Annotated in this window: 18 protein-coding genes; 16 read left to right on the top strand and 2 right to left on the bottom strand. The window is 35.0% G+C overall.

The window, feature by feature from the left end; translation table 11 throughout:
• The coding region (locus GSA01S_RS03455; protein WP_066124921.1) for an AraC family transcriptional regulator at positions 1–847 on the bottom strand (847 nt) is incomplete at its 3' end.
• 374 nt (positions 848–1,221) lie between these two features.
• Here GSA01S_RS03455 and GSA01S_RS11185 point away from each other — a divergent pair.
• The 8 genes from GSA01S_RS11185 to GSA01S_RS03415 all read left to right on the top strand — a co-directional run bounded on the left by GSA01S_RS11185 (position 1,222) and on the right by GSA01S_RS03415 (position 13,740).
• The gene (locus tag GSA01S_RS11185; RefSeq protein WP_066124919.1) at positions 1,222–1,491 is read left to right on the top strand and encodes a YSIRK-type signal peptide-containing protein; all 270 of its coding nucleotides are present in this window, start codon (positions 1,222–1,224) and stop codon (positions 1,489–1,491) included.
• Complete coding sequence (locus GSA01S_RS03445; RefSeq protein ID WP_066124917.1) at positions 1,473–7,007, top strand: endo-alpha-N-acetylgalactosaminidase family protein; 5,535 nt, start codon at positions 1,473–1,475, stop codon at positions 7,005–7,007. The genes GSA01S_RS11185 and GSA01S_RS03445 overlap by 19 nt, the downstream gene beginning before the upstream one ends.
• A 238-nt stretch (positions 7,008–7,245) precedes the next feature.
• Entirely contained in the window at positions 7,246–8,559 is a 1,314-nt protein-coding gene (locus GSA01S_RS03440) for a carbohydrate ABC transporter substrate-binding protein (RefSeq protein WP_066124915.1), read from the top strand.
• Between the two features lie 73 nt (positions 8,560–8,632).
• Entirely contained in the window at positions 8,633–9,523 is an 891-nt protein-coding gene (locus GSA01S_RS03435) for a carbohydrate ABC transporter permease (RefSeq protein WP_066124913.1), read from the top strand.
• A gap of 15 nt (positions 9,524–9,538) precedes the next feature.
• Positions 9,539–10,399 carry a carbohydrate ABC transporter permease gene (locus GSA01S_RS03430; RefSeq protein WP_245631256.1) on the top strand — a complete coding sequence of 287 codons (861 nt, stop codon included), beginning with the start codon at positions 9,539–9,541 and terminating at the stop codon, positions 10,397–10,399.
• Positions 10,400–10,415: 16 nt separating this feature from the next.
• Positions 10,416–12,653, top strand: a complete 2,238-nt coding sequence (gnpA, locus tag GSA01S_RS03425) for a 1,3-beta-galactosyl-N-acetylhexosamine phosphorylase (protein ID WP_066124910.1) — start codon at positions 10,416–10,418, stop codon at positions 12,651–12,653.
• Positions 12,650–12,832 carry a DUF6903 family protein gene (locus tag GSA01S_RS03420; RefSeq protein ID WP_066124906.1) on the top strand — a complete coding sequence of 61 codons (183 nt, stop codon included), beginning with the start codon at positions 12,650–12,652 and terminating at the stop codon, positions 12,830–12,832. The genes gnpA and GSA01S_RS03420 overlap by 4 nt, the downstream gene beginning before the upstream one ends.
• 17 nt (positions 12,833–12,849) lie before the next feature.
• A complete protein-coding gene (locus GSA01S_RS03415) occupies positions 12,850–13,740 on the top strand; it encodes an ROK family protein (RefSeq protein ID WP_066124904.1) in 891 nt (296 codons plus the stop codon).
• Positions 13,741–14,279: 539 nt separating this feature from the next.
• Here the strand turns inward: GSA01S_RS03415 and GSA01S_RS03410 are convergent.
• Entirely contained in the window at positions 14,280–15,050 is a 771-nt protein-coding gene (locus tag GSA01S_RS03410; RefSeq protein ID WP_245631255.1) for a DeoR/GlpR family DNA-binding transcription regulator, read from the bottom strand.
• Positions 15,051–15,213: 163 nt separating this feature from the next.
• Here GSA01S_RS03410 and lacD point away from each other — a divergent pair, with 163 nt between their 5' ends.
• The 8 genes from lacD (at position 15,214) to GSA01S_RS10500 (ending at position 20,849) form a co-directional block, all read left to right on the top strand.
• Complete coding sequence (lacD, locus tag GSA01S_RS03405) at positions 15,214–16,209, top strand: tagatose-bisphosphate aldolase (RefSeq protein ID WP_066124900.1); 996 nt, start codon at positions 15,214–15,216, stop codon at positions 16,207–16,209.
• A 15-nt stretch (positions 16,210–16,224) separates the two neighbouring features.
• Positions 16,225–17,391 (top strand): AgaS family sugar isomerase, encoded by a 1,167-nt coding sequence (locus GSA01S_RS03400; protein WP_066124898.1) that lies wholly within the window; start codon positions 16,225–16,227, stop codon positions 17,389–17,391.
• A 17-nt stretch (positions 17,392–17,408) separates the two neighbouring features.
• Complete coding sequence (locus GSA01S_RS03395) at positions 17,409–17,822, top strand: hypothetical protein (protein ID WP_066124896.1); 414 nt, start codon at positions 17,409–17,411, stop codon at positions 17,820–17,822.
• A gap of 31 nt (positions 17,823–17,853) precedes the next feature.
• Positions 17,854–18,384, top strand: coding sequence for a PTS system mannose/fructose/sorbose family transporter subunit IID (locus GSA01S_RS03390; protein ID WP_245631254.1), 531 nt, complete (start codon positions 17,854–17,856; stop codon positions 18,382–18,384).
• 156 nt (positions 18,385–18,540) lie between these two features.
• Positions 18,541–18,741: a type II toxin-antitoxin system HicA family toxin gene (locus GSA01S_RS03385; RefSeq protein ID WP_066124893.1), complete on the top strand. Its 201-nt coding sequence runs from the start codon at positions 18,541–18,543 to the stop codon at positions 18,739–18,741.
• 15 nt (positions 18,742–18,756) lie between these two features.
• A complete protein-coding gene (locus tag GSA01S_RS03380; RefSeq protein WP_066124891.1) occupies positions 18,757–19,203 on the top strand; it encodes a type II toxin-antitoxin system HicB family antitoxin in 447 nt (148 codons plus the stop codon).
• Positions 19,204–19,559: 356 nt separating this feature from the next.
• A complete protein-coding gene (locus GSA01S_RS03375) occupies positions 19,560–20,663 on the top strand; it encodes an ImmA/IrrE family metallo-endopeptidase (RefSeq protein WP_066124889.1) in 1,104 nt (367 codons plus the stop codon).
• 12 nt (positions 20,664–20,675) lie between these two features.
• Positions 20,676–20,849 carry a DUF4411 family protein gene (locus GSA01S_RS10500; RefSeq protein ID WP_306306899.1) on the top strand — a complete coding sequence of 58 codons (174 nt, stop codon included), beginning with the start codon at positions 20,676–20,678 and terminating at the stop codon, positions 20,847–20,849.
• Positions 20,850–21,034 lie beyond the last annotated feature (185 nt).

Below are 21,034 nucleotides of genomic sequence, written 5' to 3'. Positions count from 1 at the left end.
TTGATAAAGCTACACTTTGATTTTGATGTTGTTTTCGATATTGCAAGGGTGAGACGTGGTAGCGCTCTTTAAATTTATTAGAAAAGTAATTACTTGAATAAAAGCCGACCATTTCCGCAATCTGTATAATCGAATGATTAGTTGTTTCTAAAAGGTTTAGCGCATGTTTAAACCGTAAATCTTGTAAGTAATTGATTGGTGAAATGCCTAATTCTTCTTTAAACAGGTGAGATAAGTGATATTTTGAAATATGGGATCGACTTTCAAGTGTCTCAAGTGTGATTTTTTTTGAATAATTATTGTCAATATAGTTTTTAGCTAATGTGACACTTGGACTTAATAGATTTTTCTGGTGATTATCCAAATCAGTATTTGCCTCATTAATAATTGAAAAAATTACAGCGTTGACTAAATGCTCAATAATTTGATTTGTATATTGTTGATGCTTAGCACTTTCTTTAATTATTTGTGTGAATAGGGCTCTAAAAGCAAAAGAATCATCGTTGAACATGATTAAATCATTTTCGCGCATTTGATTAGGAAAAATTATCTCTGGTCCTTTAAAGCCAATGACTACATATTTCAATGGTTTTTCAATAGAAGAGTGTTCCGTATGTTCGATAAAGGGGTTTATAATGACAAGACTATTTTTTTGGACTGGTTGCGTCCCAAAATTGGTTTGCATATGTCCCTCACCCTCAAGAATGAAAATTATTTCAGTAAAATCATGGTAATGCATCACACTATGCCAGTTTGCATCATAACTCGCTTGATTAACGGACCTAATTTCAAAATAAGGCAGATTACTTGGATCTATTTGTCTTTTAATATTGAAATTATAATACATTTTGGACCTCCTAGTCATTTAATCATCATTATTATTTACCAAAAAACATTATTATACAATGTAAGCGTATACTATTTAACAAGAAAATGCAACGTTAACACAAGATATCATATTTTTTCTGTTTTTGAAAACGTTATACTTGGTGCAAGGAGTGAAAAAGTAGTGTGATTTGAAAAGAGCGGATAGCTTTTATTTTTTAAATATTTTGCTATCTAATAAAAAAGCTCCGTTAAATATTAATGAAAGGATGAGAAAATAAAACAAGTTAGTTAAAGTAAAACATCATTAATCCGTATTCTTAGTGTTAATTTAGTTTCTAAGTCCTATATATTTTTCTTAATGAAATACATTTATAAAAATTTGGGAGGAACAGCATGCGTAATAATAAATTTATGTTTGAAAAGCGACAACGGTTCTCTATACGTAAACTTAGTGTGGGTACTTGTTCTGTAATGATTGGCGCATTTTTATTTGCAGGGCAACCGGTTAGTGCACAGACTGAATTGGATTCCAATGACACACTAGAAAATCCAATTGAAAATACTGCGGTATTAGAAGAATCTACCAATAATAGTATATCTGAAGATACTTTAATCCTTAATGAAGTAAGTTTGATGAAAAAGAGGTGGTTGAAATTAAATTAGGTGAAGAAACTAATCGCGAGATGATGAATGATGAAGATATTGTTGCGGAAACCGATTTAGAAACAGCAGATGTCCCTGAATCAGGTGTGGATGAATCGATTAACATGAATGAAACTGCTAAAGAAGTCATAGATAATAATACCGAAGTTAATACACCTATTGTGGACGAATCGATTCCTGAAAGCACAGTATCTAGCGAAACGAACCGCGATGAGACTGTTGACGATGAGTTAAGTTTGGAATCTGCAGATGCCATTGAATCGAATCTAGAAGCAACAATAGTTGATGAAACTCAAACTGAGAAAACCAACCAAGCTGAAATGAATTCAGAAACAACCGTACAAAAAATGAATGTTCAATCTGTAAATAAAAATGAAGCTGCAACTGAGAATGATCAAGTTCACACAGAGTGGCAATCAACTACAACAATTGATGGACCTAGTTCAATCGAAGAGATAGAAGGCGTGCGCTATAATCGTTTATCAGTAACTGAAGAACATGACAATGGGAATAATATTGCTGTTTTTGAAAAAGATGCTCTAAAAGTAGATGACTCTGGTAATTCTACTCTTACATTAGATTTTGTTGATCGTTCAGAATCCTTAGAGGGTCGTTTTGGTGTGATGCTCAACTATAATGATCCAAACAAATATCTTTTTGTAGGTTATGATCGCGGTGGATGGTTCTGGGAATACAAATCAGATGCGGGTTCTGCTTATACAACAGGACCTCGAAGTATCGAGGCTCCAGCTAAAGATGCGTTATCTAAATTAATGATTTCTTTGAAATCTGATGGACAACTGAATGCTACAGTCAATGATCAACAAGCTTTTGACACGGTGAATATTCCTTCAGAAGTATTGAAGGAGGTTCGTGTTTCAAATCGAATTGCTTTAAGACTGGGACAGTATGTTGGTCAAAAAACGGTTATTGATGTCAAAATGGATAATCAGGAAAATTTGGAAACAGAAGCCCCAACCGATACAGTGGATGATACCATTGTGGAAGCAGAGCCTGAAGATCGTTTTGATGTGATTCAATCTGACCAAGTTGTTGCTAAATTCGATAAACTTTTCCCACGTATCAAATCGTATGAGTATGCTGGAGAATACATTCATGGGCAAGTGGTAAGTAGTGATACGGTAAAAGTCAATGGTATTGAAGTAAAACCTGAGGTCACTTATGAAAAAATTAATGAAACAACTGTTCTGTATCATTTAAAAATTAAAAATGCAAAAAGTTTCATTGATGCGGATATTGATTTACAAATCAAAACAGTAAATAATCAAGTACATTTCGATGTACTAAAAATCCAAAATAACAATAATATTACCCATGGACAATTAATTGATAATCCCGATAAATTAATTAAAACATTTGAAATACCGGGGGCACATTTTGTGGCGGTTAGTTCTGATCAAACTGGAGCAAAATTCTCTGGGTCAACATTATCTACCAATACCAAAATCAATGGTGATATCCATACAGACGTTACCCGTACCATGTCAGATCTTGATAAAGGGTTGATGTATGGTTTTGTCTCAACAGAGAAGGTGGCCGTTGGTGTTTGGTCTAATTCACAATATTCAACTAATTTAACGTCTTATGACCGTTTACGGGCGAATAAATTTTCTGCCAATGGAGAAAACTATGTAGGAATTAAAAGTTCACCTTTTATTTATGAAGGCGAACATCAAAATAAAGTATTCGATGCTCGTACACTTATTTTGCCATCTGCCAAAATAGTTTTTACTCAAGATATTAATGAGGATGAAAAAGTGGATTGGCAAGATGGCGCGATTGCTTATCGTGAGATAATGAATAATCCAATGGGCTGGGAATATGTTCCAGAATTAGTGGCGTATCGTATTGCAATGAATTTTGGTTCTCAAGCACAGAATCCATTTTTAATGACGCTTGATGGTATTAAAAAGATTAATTTACATACGGATGGTTTGGGTCAATCGATTTTACTAAAAGGTTATGGATCTGAAGGTCATGACTCTGGTCACTTAAATTACGCTGATATTGGGCAACGTATTGGTGGCACGAAGGACTTCAAAACTTTATTAGCATTATCTAAAGAATATGGAGCTCGTTTGGGAATTCATGTTAATGCATCTGAAACTTATCCAGAGTCTAAATACTTTACAGAAGATCGTCTACGTCAAAAAGATGGCTCATTTGCTTATGGTTGGAATTGGTTAGATCAAGGGATTAATATTGATGCACGTTTCGACTTAGCTAATGGTCGCTTTAATCGTTTTATGGATTTAAAAAATGAAATCGGTGAAAACTTGGATTTCGTTTATGTTGATGTATGGGGAAATGGTCAATCGGGTGATAATGGAGCTTGGATGACGCATATATTAGCTAATGAACTGAATGAACTCGGTTGGCGTGCAACCTTTGAGTGGGGTTATGCTGGTGAGTATGATTCTACTTTCCAACATTGGGCTGCGGATTTAACTTATGGGGGCTCAACACTTAAAGGTATAAACTCTAACATCGCTCGTTTTATTCGAAATCATCAGAAAGATTCTTGGATTGGGCAGTTTCCTAAATATGGTGGTTCAGCAGTCTCACCACTTTTATTCGGTTATGATATGAAAGACTTCGAAGGATGGCAAGGACGTTCTGATTACGCTGGCTACATTGATAATTTATTTAAAGTGAATGTCCCAACTAAATTTATTCAGCATTTTGAAGTGTCGAATTGGGAAGACGGAGAAGAAGTGACGATGTCAGACGAAGGAAGTAACTATCGTTTCGTTCCAGAAATGAGAATCAAATTAAAAGATAGTGAAGGACGTCAGCTTGAAATTACGCGTAAATCGAATGATCCAACTTCACCAGATTATAATTATCGAACCATTAAATTAGATGGTAAAACAGTTTATGAAAATGATAAGTACTTAATTCCTTGGAATTGGACCGCAATGGGTGATGACCTCGAACAAGCTCAAAGTAAGTTGTATCATTATACGATGACTGCTGGTCAATCCACATGGGAGTTACCAACAGATTGGAACACCGATACCGTTTATCTTTACCGTCTAACAGACTTAGGTCGTGTAGAAGAAAAAGCGATCAAAGTTGTAGATGGGACTATTACAATCGAAACCGAAGCAAGTACGCCTTATGTGATATATCAAGCACCCCAAGCAAATAAGGAAATGACTTGGTCTGAAGGAATGCATCTTAACGATACTGGCTTTAATTCGGGAAGTTTAGACCATTGGGATAAGTCAGGACCAAGTGAAACTGCTACGATTGTACGCTCACAAGGGGATAATCCAATGTTGTCTATCGCAGATAACAATGATCAAGTGGTATTAACGCAAAAACTCACTGACTTAAAACCCAATACCCAATACGCAGCCTATGTAGGAGTGGATAATCGCTCCAATAGTAAAGCAATTATTAAGGTTCATAATGGTAACAAGAGCGTGAGCAATTATACAGAGCAATCCATTGCTTATAATTATGTTCAAGCCAATAGTCATAATACCTTAAAACAAAATGCTACAGTAGATGATACATCAAATTTCCAAAATATGTATGTGTTCTTTACGACTGGAGATGATGTATCTAATGTATCATTGACATTAATTAAAGAAGCTGGGGAAGGAACAACCTACTTTGACGATCTCCGTATCTTTGAGAATAAATCTACTATGTTTAGAGGAAATCATGATAATGGTGAAGGGGTATTTTTCCAAGATTTTGAAAATGTTGGTCAAGGTATCTTCCCATTTGTTATAGGAGGCGTTGAGGGGGTTCAAGACAATCGTACCCATTTATCAGAAAAAAATGAACCATATACACAACGAGGATGGAACAATAAGCGCATTGACGATGTTATTGATGGTAATTGGAGTTTAAAAACGAATGGTTTAGATGGTAGAAATAATCTATTATATCAAACGATACCACAAAACTTTAGATTTGAAGCTGGAAAAACTTATCGTGTGAGCTTCGATTACGAGTCAGGATCTGATAATAGTTATGCGTTTGTTGTAGGCTCTGGAAGATATAGTACCCCAGAACATTTGACTACTTATCTCCTAAATAATACTTGGAAGGATTCAAATAAGGCAAAGAGAGTAAATTACATAGTAAAAGGTGATGAAACAGGACAGACTTGGGTGGGTATATTCTCAACAAGTCAAGCTAGGGATAGTCATGGAACTTCAGGTAATCAATCTAACTTTGAAGGCTATGGAGACTTTGTAATGGACAACTTGTTAATTGAAGAGGTTGAAGTAACGCCAGAATTGATCATCGAACAAGGATTATCACATCTAATCCCAGTAGAAGATGGCATTTATGAGGAAACATCATTGAGACCTTATAAGGATGCTATAAGAAAAATAGTCGATGCAGATCCATCCGAATTGACAGTTGATCAGGCTAACGATTTAGTTAATCGTGCTCTTGAAAAGAAATTTGCATTGAAAGAGAAAAAAGATCAAATTATGTGGGACGATGTATCTTCATCAGTGGCTAATGAACAAGATGAAGACCAAGCAATCAGTAAAGCTCTCGATAAAAATGAAAATTCTTTATGGCACAGTGAATGGAGTGGAGGAGGTGTGGGTCAACCTGCAATCCTCAATCTAAAAGAAGCAATTAGTATTACGCATTTTGATTATATCCCTCGTTCTAGTGGCGTAAATGGACGTGTCAAAGAAGGAAAATTAGAAATCATCGATGATAATAACCAAAGTTTTATTTTTGATTTTTCAGATTGGGAAAATAATAGTGAAACTAAAACGATTGATTTTGGAAAGACCTTAAATGCTGTTAAAATTATATTTACCGCAACTTCCACATATGGTAATAATGAAGGAGAAGTTGATAAGTATGTTTCAGCAGCTGAATTGAGATTTAGAACAATTCTTGATTTAGAAGAAGAATTAGACCTCAATCCATATGAATCAGCATTAGAATCTGCCAAAGAGCGTCAGGTATCTACTGAAGCGATTAAAGAAATTATGGATCGATTTGACCGTTATCGAGAGTTAAATGTAATGACACCATCAGCTCAAGAGGAACTAGTACAGGCGCTCAATGCTTTAGAAGGAGAAGTACCTTCAGATAATGAGGAAACACCAGTTGAAGAGGAAACACCTTCTGAAGAAGAGGAGACTCCAAATGAAGAAGAATCACCATCTGAAGATGAAGAGACTCCAAGTGAAGAGGAAACACCTTCTGAAGAGGAGGAGATTCCAAGTGAAGAAGAAACACCTTCTGACGATGGAGACACTCCTGCTGAAGAGGAAGAAGCACCTGAGAAAGAGGATGACTTGACGAAGGATAACGACCTCACAAAAAATAAGGACGGTAATCAAGATAAAACTAGTCCAGAGGTTAGTGATGTAAAAGCAATAAATAAGGAAAGCACCTTACCTGAAACGGGAGAAGCTAAACCATATGCGATCTTCGGTGCTGCTGCCACTGCCATTTTAATAAGTTTAGGATTGATTTCACCTGATAGAAAAGAAGAAAATTAATGAGTCTAAGTCAACTATTTGAGTCGGCATCAGCATATAAATCATAATTTATCGGATGTTTGGGGGAAGCCATAAGAAATGAAAAATCAAAAATTTTCATCTTATGGCTTATCCCACTTTTTAATTTTTCTAAACATTTTAACAACATAATGCAACGTTATCGCAAGATATTACATTTGTTATTGTTATGAAAGCGTTATACTAAAGGTGTAATAAAAAAAGGAAAGGAAGATTTCACATGAAAAAAGCCCTAATGTCATTAGCTGTTTCAGTTATCGCCTTGTCAAGTTTATCAGTTTCAAATATTTCAGCAGAGGAAAAAACAGTCATTGATTTTGCAGCTGTTGAGACGGCATATGGAACCGAAGTTTGGAATGAAATAATGGAGGCTTACAAAGAAGTCAATCCAAATGTAGAGTTCGAATTTATGCAAGAAAAAGAAATTGAAGATGCTCTGTCACCAAGATTACAATCAGGTGATTTTCCAGATGTTGTCATGTTAGCTTTAAGTCGCCAAAAAGCTTTACCAGAAGCTTTAATTAAGGATCATGCTTTAGCTGAGCTTACCGATATTAAAGAAATGACCGTCCCTGGTGAAGAAGCAACAGTTGCTGATAAGTTATTAGATGGCTTTACTGCCTCTTCATCAACTAACCCTTATGGGGATGATAAAACTTATTTGATGCCAATGTTCTATAGTCCAACAGGCTTATTCTATAATAAAGCATTATTTGAAGAAAAAGGCTGGGAAGTGCCTCAAACTTGGGATGAAATGTGGGATTTAGGTGAGAAAGCTAAAACTGAAAATATCGCCTTATTCACTTATCCTACGGCTTCATATTTGGATACTTTCTTCTCATCCGTTATTCTTGGAGCTGGAGGACAAGAATTATTTGACTCCGCTATGAAATATGATAAAGCGGTCTGGGAAGGTGAAGAATTAACTAATATCTTCGAAGTATTAGGTAAATTAGCTGAAAACACTGAACCGACTACTGTCGCAAATGCGAATGCGGATGGCTTTACGCGTAATCAACAACTTGTTTTAGATAATAAAGCATTATTTATGCCAAATGGTACATGGGTTGTGGGTGAAATGTCAGAAGCACCGAGAGCGGAAGGGTTCGAATGGGCGATGGCGCCAATTCCAACTACAAGTGAAGACAGTGAGCGTTATGCTTATACTTTCTTAGAACATATTTGGGTTCCAGAAGCAGCCGAAAATAAAGAAGCAGCCAAAGAATTTATTGCTTTCTTATATTCTGATAAAGCAGCAGAAATTTTTGCGAAACATGGTGCGGTTCAACCGATTCAAGGTATCAATGAAAAATTACCTGAAGATCAACAAGTTTTCTATAATATTTATGAAGACGGCACCTTACCTGGTATGGGTGGATTTGTGTCAGTTGAATCAATTGAAGGGGTTGACTTAGGTGGTACCTTATATGGTAACTTCGATTCAGTTGTATCAGGCGATTTATCAGTAGCAGATTGGCAAAAGAGTGTCGTTGAAATGATGGAAAAATTTGAAGCAGTATTGCCTGCTGAGTAGTTTAGTTTTTAGAAATGTCTACTTGTGGGTGGACATTTCTTATTTTTTATTAGTGTGAAAAGAGAGTGATGAAATGGATACGAAAAAATCAAGAACACGATTTGCTTGGATGTGTGTACTTCCTGCGACTATTTTGTTCTTTGTCTTTATGCTTTATCCTACAATTGAAGTTTTTAGAATGTCTTTATACAAATGGAGTGGGTACACTGCGAATAAAACATTTGTCGGTTTAAATAACTTTAAAATATTGATGTCTGATATGAAGTTTATTCATGCTTTTCAAAATACCATTTTAGCAATTGTGATAGTAACGATTGTGACTTTAACGATTTCAATATTTTTTGCGGCCGTCCTATCAAGAGAAAAAATTGTGGGACAGAATTTCTTCAGAATCATTTTTTATATTCCAAATATTTTATCAATTGTCGTCATTGCGGGGATTTTCTCAGCAATCTATAATCCAACCCAAGGATTATTAAATTCTATTTTAAATTTATTCCGAGGAAATGAAACACCAATTTTATGGCTAGGCGATAAACATTTAGTGAATTATGCGATTATCGGAGCCCTCATTTGGCAAGCGATTGGTTATTACATGGTCATGTATATGGCGGGAATGGCTAATATACCAGATAGTTTTTATGAAGCAGCAGATTTAGATGGGGCAGGCAAGTTTAAACAGTTTTTTGCGATTACATTACCTTTAGTGTGGAATAATATTCGTACAACGTTAGCCTTTTTCATCATTAGTACGATTAATTTAAGTTTCTTATTGGTTCAAACGATGACGTCTGGCGGACCTAATGGAGCGAGTGAAGTAGTCCTTTCTTATATGTTTAATCAAGCATATACCAATGGTGTAAGAGGATATGGAATGGCTATCGGGGTCATCATTTTTATTTTTTCATTCTTATTATCTGCCATTATTAGTGTGATTACTAAGCGAGATATTTTAGAATATTAGAAAGGAGGCATATACGTGAATCAATCAAGTAATAAATTATACAAGATTTTTATTTATTTTGTTCTGATAATGTTAGCAATCTCAATTATCGTTCCAGTTGGTTGGGTATTTTTAGCCTCTTTAAAACAAAATAGTGAGTTTTATCATTCACCTTGGAATTTGCCGAAAGGCTTTTATTTCCAAAACTTTATCGATGCTTGGAATCGTGCCAGTATGGGAGAAAATTTATGGAATTCAGTGATCGTAACGGCGATGGCGTTAATCATATTACTGGTAACGGCTTTACCTTCTGCCTATGTGCTAGCACGATTTAATTTTCCAGGTAAAAGAGTTTTACAACAATTGTTTAAAGGTGGCCTCTTTATTAATGTGAACTATATTGTCGTGCCAATTTTCTTAATGTTAGTGGATGTGCAAAAAATAGAGATAATGCCTATGTTATTAAACAATCGTTTTATTTTGGCTTTAGTTTATGCGTCAACGGCCTTACCTTTTACCATTCATTTATTGTCGAGTTATTTTATTTCGTTGCCTAGTACCTTTGAAGAAGCAGCCGCGATTGATGGAGCGAGTCATTTTACGACCATGCTTAAAATCATGATTCCAATGGCGAGACCAAGTATTATTACGGTTATTTTATTCAACTTTTTAAGTTTTTGGAATGAATACATTATTTCATTTACTTTGATGACGAAACAAGAGTTAAAAACATTGCCAGTTGGTTTAATGAATTTAATGGCTGCTCAAAATGCTGCTCAACAATACGGTCAGTTATATGCCGGGATGGTATTGGTGATGTTACCAACATTAATATTGTATATTTTTGTACAGAAACAACTGACAGAAGGTATGACTGCTGGCGGTTCTAAAGAATAATTGAAGGAGTATGAAAATGGCGAAATCAAAAGGAAGAGTTACTTTACCAAGTGAGAATAATTTTTTAGAAGAGACAAAAGAGTTAATGGCACGTTGGGGTGCGGATGCGATTCGCGATTCGGACGGGACTAAGTTGTCCGATGATATTAAATCATTGGATGCTAAAATCTATACGACCTATTTTGTAGCTAGAAATCATAATGATTTCATTAAGGATCATATGGAGGAATGTCAACAATTATATTTGATGTCACAATTTAATTTAGCTACCGAGACCTCATTAACCATTAGTTTGATGGATGGTTATTATCGTGAACAATTAACACCTAATTTTGATAATGATCCAAAAGAATGGTGGGAAGTAATTGACCGTACGACCAATCAAGTGGTACCGATTGAGGATTGGTGCGTGAATCAACAAGATGAGACCGTAGATATTAACAATACCATTCCATTTCATGAATATACCGTTTCTTTTCTAGCATATAAGATTTGGGATCCTACTCATATGTATAATCATATGACTAATAATTGGGGCGACGAGGTTACCCATGATATTCCGTTTAATGTTACAGGGCTACATTCTAATCAATATATGTCAGATTATTTAGAAAAATGGTGTCAGGAAAATCCGCAAACGGATGTGGTTCGCTTTACAACATTCTTTTATCATTTCACTTTAATTTTTAATGATTTAGCGAAAGAAAAATTTGTGGATTGGTTTGGCTATGGTGCTTCGATTTCTACTGAAGCTTTGGAATTATTTGCTAAAGAGAAAGGCTATCGTCTACGTCCTGAACATATTGTTGATCAAGGGTATTATAATACAACGCATCGCAATCCAAGTAAAGAATATTTAGATTATATTGATTTTACAAGTCGATATGTGGCGCAACAAGCGAAGAAATTAGTCGATATTGTTCATTCTCATGGGAAAGAAGCGATGATGTTTCTAGGAGATAATTGGATTGGTACCGAGCCTTATGGCAAATATTTTAAAGAGATTGGATTAGATGCAGTAGTAGGTTCCGTTGGGGGTGGCGCAAGTTTGCGTTTAATTTCTGATATTCCTCATGTTAACTATACAGAAGGACGCTTTTTACCTTACTTTTTCCCTGATGTTTTTAAAGAAGGCAATGATCCCACAATCGAAGCTAATCAAAATTGGTTGACAGCGAGAAGAGCTATTATGAGAAAACCAGTCGATCGTATCGGATATGGTGGCTATTTAAGCTTAGCTTATCAATTCCCTAAATTTGTTGATTATATTGAACAAATAACCGATGAATTTCGTGAGATTTACGATATCGTAAAAGATACCAAACCTTATAGCGCCCTTAAAGTAGGGATTTTAAATGCTTGGGGCAAATTACGGACTTGGCAAAGTCATATGGTGGCTCACGAATTACCTTATAAGCAAACTTATTCATACATGGGAATTATGGAAGTTTTAAGTGGGGCGGCTGTAGATGTTGAATTTATTAGCTTTGATGATGTGATGGAACACGGTGTCCCAGAAGATATTGATGTTTTAATTAATGCTGGCGATGCTGGAACCTCGTTTAGTGGTGGCAGTTTTTGGGCAAATGAAAAATTAGTGACGGCTATCCGTCGATTTGTGTATCAAGGTGGAGGTTTAATTGGTGTTGGGGAACCAACGGCTTACCAACATGGTGGACGCTATTTCCAATTAGGTGACATTTTAGGGGTTGAACGTGAAATAGGCTATAGTTTATCAGTCGATAAATATTTTACTCAACAAGTTGACACCCATTTTATTACTGAAGACATCAAGGATGTTAACAAAGTGAATTTTGGTGAAAGTGTGAAAAATGTCTATGCCCTCTATCATGATACCGAAGTGATTGAATTCAGTTCTGGTCAGTCAGATAATGAGGCGAATGGGGTCGTTTTACCAGCGAACGCAGAAGGGAAAGAATTTGGAGAAGTCCATCTAGCGGCCCACAATTATGGACAAGGTCGCGGCGTTTATATTGCTGGCTTACCTTATAGTGTTGAAAATGCCAGAATATTGATGCGTGCTGTGTATTTTGCAGCGAATAAAGAAGCTGAATTTAATAAATGGAACAGTACTAACTTGAATGTTGAAGTGCATGCTTATCCAGAGAAAAAGAAATATGCAGTGATTAATAATACCAATTATCCGCAAACAACTATCGTTTATCTTGATAATAATGAATCCATTGAGATGCATTTGGATCCGAGTGAAATACGTTGGGGGGATATAAAATGAAGGCTAATATAAGAACGATTATTCGCTTTATTGTCTTTTTTATCTGCTTATTTATTATCATTTATTTTCAAAGAACAACGGGCCTTAATCAACTTATCTATATGTTAATGGGCTTAGCAGGTATCCTAATTGTTATTTTTGATTATAATTACGAATTTAACCATCCGAAAAGAGAGTAGAAGAAGAGGGATAAGTGATGAAAAAAGCTATTGGAATTGATATTGGTGGCACCAAAACAGCTATTGCCATTATTAATCAAGATGGAACAATCGCAAAACGCTATGATTATCCAACAGAAACAAATGATAGTGACAAATTATTTGAATTAATCGTCAATGGAATCGATCGCTTGCTAGTCGAGACGAAGACGGCCATGACTGATTATTGCGGAATTGGTCTAGGAGTGCCTGGAAAAGTGGATGAGATCAATGGCATTGCAATTTATCAAAATAACATTTTATGGCACAATTTTCCAATTGTGGAGCGCTTAAATACTGTTTATCCACAAACAAAAATAAAAATTGATAATGATGTTAAAGTGGCGGCCTATGCTGAGTATCGTTTATTACAACCTGAAGCCAACGATATGTTTACCTATTTAACGATTTCAACGGGTATCGCCTGCACTAACATCATAAATGAGATGATACTTAGAGGCAGTGGCTTTTCAGGAGAAGTTGGCTTTTTACAAATAAAGACACCAAGAGGCACTAGAACGCTCGAATCTATCGCTTCTGGCCCGGCGATTGCTGATTATGGTCAGTTGTTATACTCTAATAAAGACATCACTACAGCTGATGTGTTTCACTTATGGGAGCAAGGTGATGATCAAGCTACTACGATTATTAATGAAAGTATGGATGCGATTGCCAAGATATTATATGCGATTATTTGTCTACTCGATCCAAAATATATTGTACTTGGTGGCAGTGTTGCACTTAAAAATCCTCAGTACATCCATGCTGTTAAGCAAAGATTAGCTCAATATCTTCATCCAGAACAAGAACATATTTTACAAAATATTACACTATCAAAATTGGATGGACATAATGGTTTAATCGGAGCGGGACTATTAGTCATTCCTTAATATTTTATAGTCATTGAACGACAAGAAAAGGCCTTAAGTAATGAACCGTTGTAATCAATTGGTCTACTTAGGGTCTTTTATTAATTCTATGCTATGAAGGGGATAGGCGTGTGTAATGTTGTGGCGTTAACCATCTGTGTCAGTAGAGATTGATAGTGTGGCTTTAATGAGGCATTACTAATTTATGCGTCAATAGCGATTAATAGGGCATGTGTGATACAGTTGCGTTACCTATATGCATCAATAGCGTTTAACAAGTGTGTTTGTTGGCTTATTGTTAATCTTTTTGATCAATAGACATTAGCCAGTATGCTAATGAGGTTGCTTTCATCACTTAAAGTGAAGTTACAAATAATCCATTCTCCCTTATTTTTTAAGCGGTAGGATTCGCAACCCGTGGCCATACAGTGGTATAGCTATAAGTTAAATTTCATATCGCTTTGTCTTAAGGAGTTCTAGTTATCATTTAGTTCTCACAACTCCTTGACTGATAGAGCTATAAATATCCGATAGAATTCAAAAAACTTCGGTTTAAATCCTTATTTAGTCATAATTTTACAATAATTACGATAGTGTTCTAATGTTTCTACAGGAATCTCATTATCAGTCAAAATAAAATCCAAATCTTGTGTTTGATAAAATTGATAGAAATCTTTTTTATCAAATTTACTTGAATCAACTGCTAAATATTTTAATTTAGCATTTTCGAAAATGATTTTTTGAGTTAGACCTTCTTCGGCGACAGCATCATAAATATTATTATTTAAAATGCCATTGGCTGATATGAATGCTTTTTGTACATGGAAGTTTTCTGCTACTTGATCGGAAATCGTGCCATGAAACGAGGCTGAAACATCGCGATAAACACCACCGATCAAAATCGTTTCGTATCGTTTATCTAATTTGAATTTTTCAAATACTAACATTGAATTCGTCACAACTTGAATGTTCGGCACGGTTAAATAATCATAAACCATTTCAATAGTGGTTCCTGAACCTAGAAAAACGGTATCACCTTCATTAATTTCTTTGGCGATTAGTTGTGCAACATGTTTTTTCTGAGGTCGATTGATTGTACGCTTACGGATATGGCTAAATTCTTTTTTAGGGTTAGTCGCCTCTACATCTGTATTAATGCTTTTGGCTCCTCCGTGAATTCGAATCAATAAACCTTTTTCTTCCATTTCTTTTAGATCTCTGCGAATCGTCATTTCAGTCACATTTGATAAATTTAAAATATCCGCATTTGAAATGACACGATTGTTTTTTAGTAATTCTTCAATCAAGCGCTGGCGTTCTTCTTTTAGCATAAATGACTCCTTTCTGAACATGTCTGAATATGTTCGCTTTACCTTTACAATATAATATTATGTTCGTTATTTGTCAATGTTATGTTGACTTCTGTTCGTTGTTGCGTTATATTGTTAGTAAAATGACACAAAATGTTTCTTTTTAGAAGGATGGAGGACAAAAATGCACATTATTTCAAAAAGCAAATTCGAAAAGTTAGAAAAACTGTCTACCAATGACCATGTTATCTCAGCTTTAGCCATTGACCAACGAGGATCAATTCGAAAGATGATTGAATCAAAGGGAGCTGTTGAAGATATTCAAGCAGCAGTTGAAGCATTTAAAATCTCAATTTCAGAAGTTTTAACCCCTTATGCGTCATCAATTTTATTAGATCCTGAATATGGATTACCCGCTACAAAAGTTAGAGATGCAAAAGCAGGATTATTATTAGCTTATGAAGAGACTGGTTATGATGCGACTGAACCAGGTCGATTGCCTGATTTATTAGGAGAATGGTCAGCTAAACGTATTAAAGAAATCGGGGCAGATGCAGTAAAATTCTTACTTTACTATGATATCGATGAAAGTGATGCCATTAATGAACGAAAACACGCCTTTGTGGAACGAATTGGTTCTGAATGTTTAGCAGAAGAGATACCATTTTTCTTAGAAATTTTAACCTATGACCATCAAATGGACGATGTTAAATCTAAAGAATACGCAGGTGTTAAACCCCATAAAGTAATTGAAGCGATGAAAGAATTTTCTAAACCTCAATATAATGTCGATGTTTTAAAAGTAGAAGTGCCGGTCAATGTGGAATATGTTGAAGGTTTTGCTAGAGAAGACTTTATTATGTCACAAGATGAAGCAAAAGCCCACTTTAAAGCACAGGACGAGGCGACTCATTTACCTTATATTTTCCTATCAGCGGGTGTATCCAGTGAATTGTTCCAAGACACTTTAGTTTTTGCTAAAGAAGCGGGCAGTCAATTTAATGGTGTTTTATGTGGTCGTGCGACATGGAAAGATTCAGTTGGCATATTTGTTCAAGAAGGTGACCAAGCGGCACGTGAATGGTTATCAACCCAAGGAAAAGAAAATATCAATGGATTGAATGATGTACTTACTAAAACTGCCACTCCATGGACTGAAAAAATTGGTGTTAATGAATAAGAAAGGTGATGAAACATGTTTAATTATTCAACTGAAGAATTAGAGCGATTAGGTGCTGTCAATACTACTCGTGAGATTCGTCAACAGCCTAAGTTGTGGCGTGAAGTATTAGAAACGATCGAATCAAAACGTGAAACTATTGAAACTTTTTTAAATAACATTAAGGAAAAACATGATTCTGTAAAAGTCATTTTTACTGGTGCAGGCACTTCTGCTTATGTTGGCGAGACCTTATTGCCACAAATTATGAAAACGCAAGAAGATTTAAGTTGGGAATATTTAGATGTAGCGACAACAGATTTAGTCACCAACCCAACGGTATATTTTAAAGAAACCCAACCGACTTTATTAGTATCATATGCACGTTCAGGTAATTCTCCAGAGAGTGTCGCGACTGTTAAGTTAGCACAACAATTAGTGTCTGACTTATATCAAATTACGATAACTTGTTCTAAAGAAGGTCAATTAGCAAAAAATTCTCATGGTGATGATAAAAACTTACTATTATTACAACCGGAACTGTCGAATGATTTAGGATTTGCGATGACTGGTGCCTTTTCATGTATGTATTTAACCAGTTTATTAATTTTTGATAATCGTTCATTTGAGCAAAAGAAAGCTTGGGTAGAACAAATGATTGAAACGACGGAAGGTATTTTTGACAAAGAAGAGCAAATTCAAGCTTTAGTGGATTTAAATGTTGAGCGTGTTGTTTACTTGGGTTCAGGCGTATACTTTGGATTAGCCCATGAAACGCAATTAAAGATTTTAGAATTAACCGCTGGAGCTAAAACAACTTTATATGAGACAGTTTTAGGATTTAGACATGGACCGAAATCAATCGTGAATGATCAAACAGCTATTATTTTGTACCAGTCTGAAGATGCTTATGCACGTCAATATGAGCTTGATTTGATGACTGAAATTGCTGCTGACAAGATTGCTAAATCGATGATTGTTGTCGGTGGGGATAATCCTCAAATCGATGGCTTTACCCATTTTGATATTGCATTAACAGAACACGTAGAAGAAGGATATTTAGTATTACCATACGTTGTTTTTGGACAAATTTATGCATTATTAAGTTCGATAGCTGTGGATAATACACCTGATACACCATCGAAAACAGGTACCGTTAATCGAGTAGTAAAAGGCGTTACGATCCATCCGTTTGAAAAATAGCTGAAAGCGTGAAGTGAATGTCTGAGATTTATAAAATAGGAAAATTAATTTTAACTGATAAAGTATTAGAAAATGTCTATCTAGAGGTAAAAGACGGAAAATTTATTGGTCTTTATGAAAATGATTCCCAATTGAATGGTGAAGATACTTTAATTGATTATTCAAATAAAATTGTGGGACCTGATTTTGTCGAAACACATATCCATGGATATTTAGGAAAAGATGTTATGGATGGGGAGATAGAAGGCTTAAATACCATCGCACAAGGGTTATTAAGCACAGGTGTAACATCTTGGTTACCTACGACATTAACTTCTAGTTGTCAGTCATTGAATGATGTTTGTCAATTAATAGGTGAAAATTATCAAAATATTAAAGGCGCAAAAATTCAAGGAATCTTTTTAGAAGGACCTTATTTTACTAATCTTTAATATTGTACAATTTATCGTTCGTTACTATCTCATGCATTGGTCATATAGCTTGGGAACAAATGCCATTGGTATTTTAACTCAAAATGCAAAGGCATTTACACGTGCAGCATCAATTTTAGGGGTATTTGTTGTCGGTGCCCTAACTTGTGTTTACGGAGCGACTGCCGTTAACGGATTAGTTATTCCTAATGGTACCACTCAAGAAGCTGTTGAAATTGTAGAGACAGTACCAGCCTCAGAAATAGGTAATTATGAAAATATCATCTATGAAAATGTGGCTGATCAAACTCCAGCAATTGGTCAAGAAGACGCTAGTATAACGGAATTGCCAAGTGGTAATTATAAAGTAACTTATTTTGAGTATGTGGAAACACCTGTTCAAATTAATATACAAGAGATACTTGATGGGATCATGCCAAAATTAATACCACTAACAATCACCTTACTCTTATATTATTTACTAGCATTTAAAGGATGCACACCAATTAAATGTATTTTATTAATCTTAGTAATCGGATTACTAGGTGCTGGTCCATTTGGTTTATGGACATCTCTTTGGTAAGAGACTCCTTCAAATTAAGCTCAATCTATTAACCAAGGCAATTTGCCTTGGTTTTTTTCGAGTGTTATTGAATAAATTTTGTATTTTATTTTATAAAGCAAATAACATGCACAATGCGTGTTATACGTGTTATAATAAATAGGAGGAAGAATATAAATGCCTTTGACGCAATTAGAGATGATGAAATTGTTGATGTTGCATGGATGGACACCCTATACCAGAGAGGGGAAAGGCTCCCATATAAAAATGAAAAAGAAAGGATGCCGACCAATTATCATTCCACATGGAGAATTAAAAAGAGGTACAGAACGCAATATATTAAAACAGGCCAATTTATTGGCATTATGGCATCATTAAGAAAGGAAGTTGAGTATGCAAGTAGTTTATCCCGCTTTATTTTATTTTGATCCAAAGGAGAATAATTATTTTATTACATTTCCTGACTTTGAATATTCTGCTACTCAAGGCGAAAATCTTGCGGATGCGATGATGATGGCCACCGAGTATTTGGGGATACAAGTAGCCGATTTGATTGAAGAGAATCACACATTACCTATCCCAACTAATATAAATGAGTTATCATTAATTGATCACAATCCATTTAAAGAAGATTCGGAGTTTAGTCAAGATTACGATGAACAGCAATCATTTATTTCAATGGTTACTACAGATGTTACTCGATATCTAGGTATGCAAGAGTTAGTAAAAAAAACACTCACAATCCCCAAATGGGCTGATATCGCTGGGAAAGAATTGCAATTAAACTTCTCTCAAACTTTAACAGAAGCGATATTCGCGAAGAAGTTTGAATCATCTTAGATTTGCTTCTTAAAATCATTTGAAGTATTCCAATATCGTTTTGCGTACTAACACGAAAAAAGTAAACCGAACTGCTTTAAATGCGAATGATTAGTGTATATTTTTTAGCGCAGTGTTTGAGAGGCATCTAAAGAGTCAGGGACGAGACTAAGTTGAGTTATTGTGCGTTAATTAAAAGTGCAGTGGCAGAGGGGGTTAAAACTGCGTCTTACTGACTCATTTATAACCTCATCTACTTTGCATTGCGGGACTGGACAGACGAAGTGAAAATCAATCGGTTTTCTACTTCAAGTCCACTCCCATTTATAATCGAAATATGCTACAATTTAGTCAAAGAATTACGAGGAGGGGTTACGATGGTAGAAAGATTAGCAATTAATCAAGAAGTTCTAGCTAAGTATGTACAAGCATCGAACACTCCTCTTGATTATTTAAAACAAAAGTTACCCAAAATTGAAGCCTATTTAACCGGGCAAGAAAAACCGACATTTAATCAATTAAGTACTATTGCGAAGTTAATCAACATTCCAACAGGTTTATTATTATTAAATCAATTCATTGCTTCTCCTGAGATTGAAGCGGATTTTAGAACAATTGATTCTAAAACAATAAATGAAATGAGTACGGAATTAAAAGAAACGATTGTCGATATGCAAGATAAACAAGCTTTCCTAAGAGAGGAGATTATCGGAGAACTTCCTTTTATTGGACAATTTACATTAGAGGATTCAGATGAAAAAGTTCTGAATACGATTCGTCATTACCTAGGAGAAAATATAATTTCAGGTCGTTTTTCTACTTATCGAAACGAACTCAATCAGTTAGGTGTTTTCGTATTCATTAATGGTATTGTGAAAGAAAATACCCATCGAAACTTAAGTTTAGAAGAGTTTAGAGGTTTTGTTCTTTCAGATAATAAAGCACCGATTATATTTATCAATCAAAAAGATACGAATACCGGTCGTTTGTTTACTCTAATTCATGAATTTGTCCATTTGTTCTTTGGTCAGGATCACTTATTAGATTTAACAGAATCCCCATTGAATCCACTAGAAGTAAAAGTTAACCGAATTACAGCTGAAATATTAGTTCCAAAAGATATCTTCCTATCGAAGTATAATGAACAATTAGGCATTGACGTAAATTTAAATAATTTAGCAAAATACTTTGAAGTGAGCAAACAAGTTGTTGTGCGAAGAATGTATGATTTAAAGTTCATTTCTAAAGTCAAATACCAAGAAACAGTAAAGCAGTTAAAAGAAGAATTTCAATCGACTCAGATACCAAAAAATAAAATAACGGGAAATTATCGAAACACCCTAAAGTATCGTGTTGATCCCAATTTTTATCAATATGTTAGTAATGCGGTAAAAGAACAACGATTGTCTTATACCGAAGCCTTTAGACTCATTGGAGTCGGTTACAAAGGCTATCAGGTATTAGGAGAAAGGAATAAATAGCGATGATGGCTTATTGCAATCGCTATGAAGGAGAACTATACAATTGTAACTGAAGAAAATAGAGTGATTAATCTCAATAAAATTAATCCGAGTAAGGCCGCTAAAATCCCCGATGTAAGTGATCAGTTAGGGATTCGATGTATTAATATGAATCAATTCTTTGAAGAAGTACAATTTAAGTTATAAACTTTTTTTAAGTATGTTTGGCAATAATAAGTAAGAGGCTGGGAAAAAATTTTTTAAATTCTATTCAGGCATATCTAGTTAATTCAGAGCGCAGTGGTTGAGTGGTCTCAAACTACGTCTTAATGAGATTGAACATAAATTTGAAAAATTCAGTCAAACTAGTGCTTATTCATTAAGAGCGCAGT

It is taken from the genome of Globicatella sanguinis NBRC 15551, from assembly GCF_001552295.1.
Taxonomy (GTDB): Bacteria; Bacillota; Bacilli; order Lactobacillales; family Aerococcaceae; genus Globicatella; species Globicatella sanguinis.
The sequence above is the reverse complement of the archived record's forward strand: the minus strand, read 5'-3'. Positions and strand labels throughout refer to the sequence as shown.

Coding starts and splice junctions, on each gene's coding strand:
- GSA01S_RS11185 (WP_066124919.1), top strand. CDS start 1,222: ATGCGTAATAATAAATTTATGTTTGAAAAGCGACAACGGTTCTCTATA.
- GSA01S_RS03440 (WP_066124915.1), top strand. CDS start 7,246: ATGAAAAAAGCCCTAATGTCATTAGCTGTTTCAGTTATCGCCTTGTCA.
- GSA01S_RS03435 (WP_066124913.1), top strand. CDS start 8,633: ATGGATACGAAAAAATCAAGAACACGATTTGCTTGGATGTGTGTACTT.
- gnpA (WP_066124910.1), top strand. CDS start 10,416: ATGGCGAAATCAAAAGGAAGAGTTACTTTACCAAGTGAGAATAATTTT.
- GSA01S_RS03420 (WP_066124906.1), top strand. CDS start 12,650: ATGAAGGCTAATATAAGAACGATTATTCGCTTTATTGTCTTTTTTATC.
- GSA01S_RS03415 (WP_066124904.1), top strand. CDS start 12,850: ATGAAAAAAGCTATTGGAATTGATATTGGTGGCACCAAAACAGCTATT.
- GSA01S_RS03410 (WP_245631255.1), bottom strand. CDS start 15,050: ATGCTAAAAGAAGAACGCCAGCGCTTGATTGAAGAATTACTAAAAAAC.
- lacD (WP_066124900.1), top strand. CDS start 15,214: ATGCACATTATTTCAAAAAGCAAATTCGAAAAGTTAGAAAAACTGTCT.
- GSA01S_RS03400 (WP_066124898.1), top strand. CDS start 16,225: ATGTTTAATTATTCAACTGAAGAATTAGAGCGATTAGGTGCTGTCAAT.
- GSA01S_RS03395 (WP_066124896.1), top strand. CDS start 17,409: ATGTCTGAGATTTATAAAATAGGAAAATTAATTTTAACTGATAAAGTA.
- GSA01S_RS03390 (WP_245631254.1), top strand. CDS start 17,854: ATGCATTGGTCATATAGCTTGGGAACAAATGCCATTGGTATTTTAACT.
- GSA01S_RS03385 (WP_066124893.1), top strand. CDS start 18,541: ATGCCTTTGACGCAATTAGAGATGATGAAATTGTTGATGTTGCATGGA.
- GSA01S_RS03380 (WP_066124891.1), top strand. CDS start 18,757: ATGCAAGTAGTTTATCCCGCTTTATTTTATTTTGATCCAAAGGAGAAT.
- GSA01S_RS03375 (WP_066124889.1), top strand. CDS start 19,560: ATGGTAGAAAGATTAGCAATTAATCAAGAAGTTCTAGCTAAGTATGTA.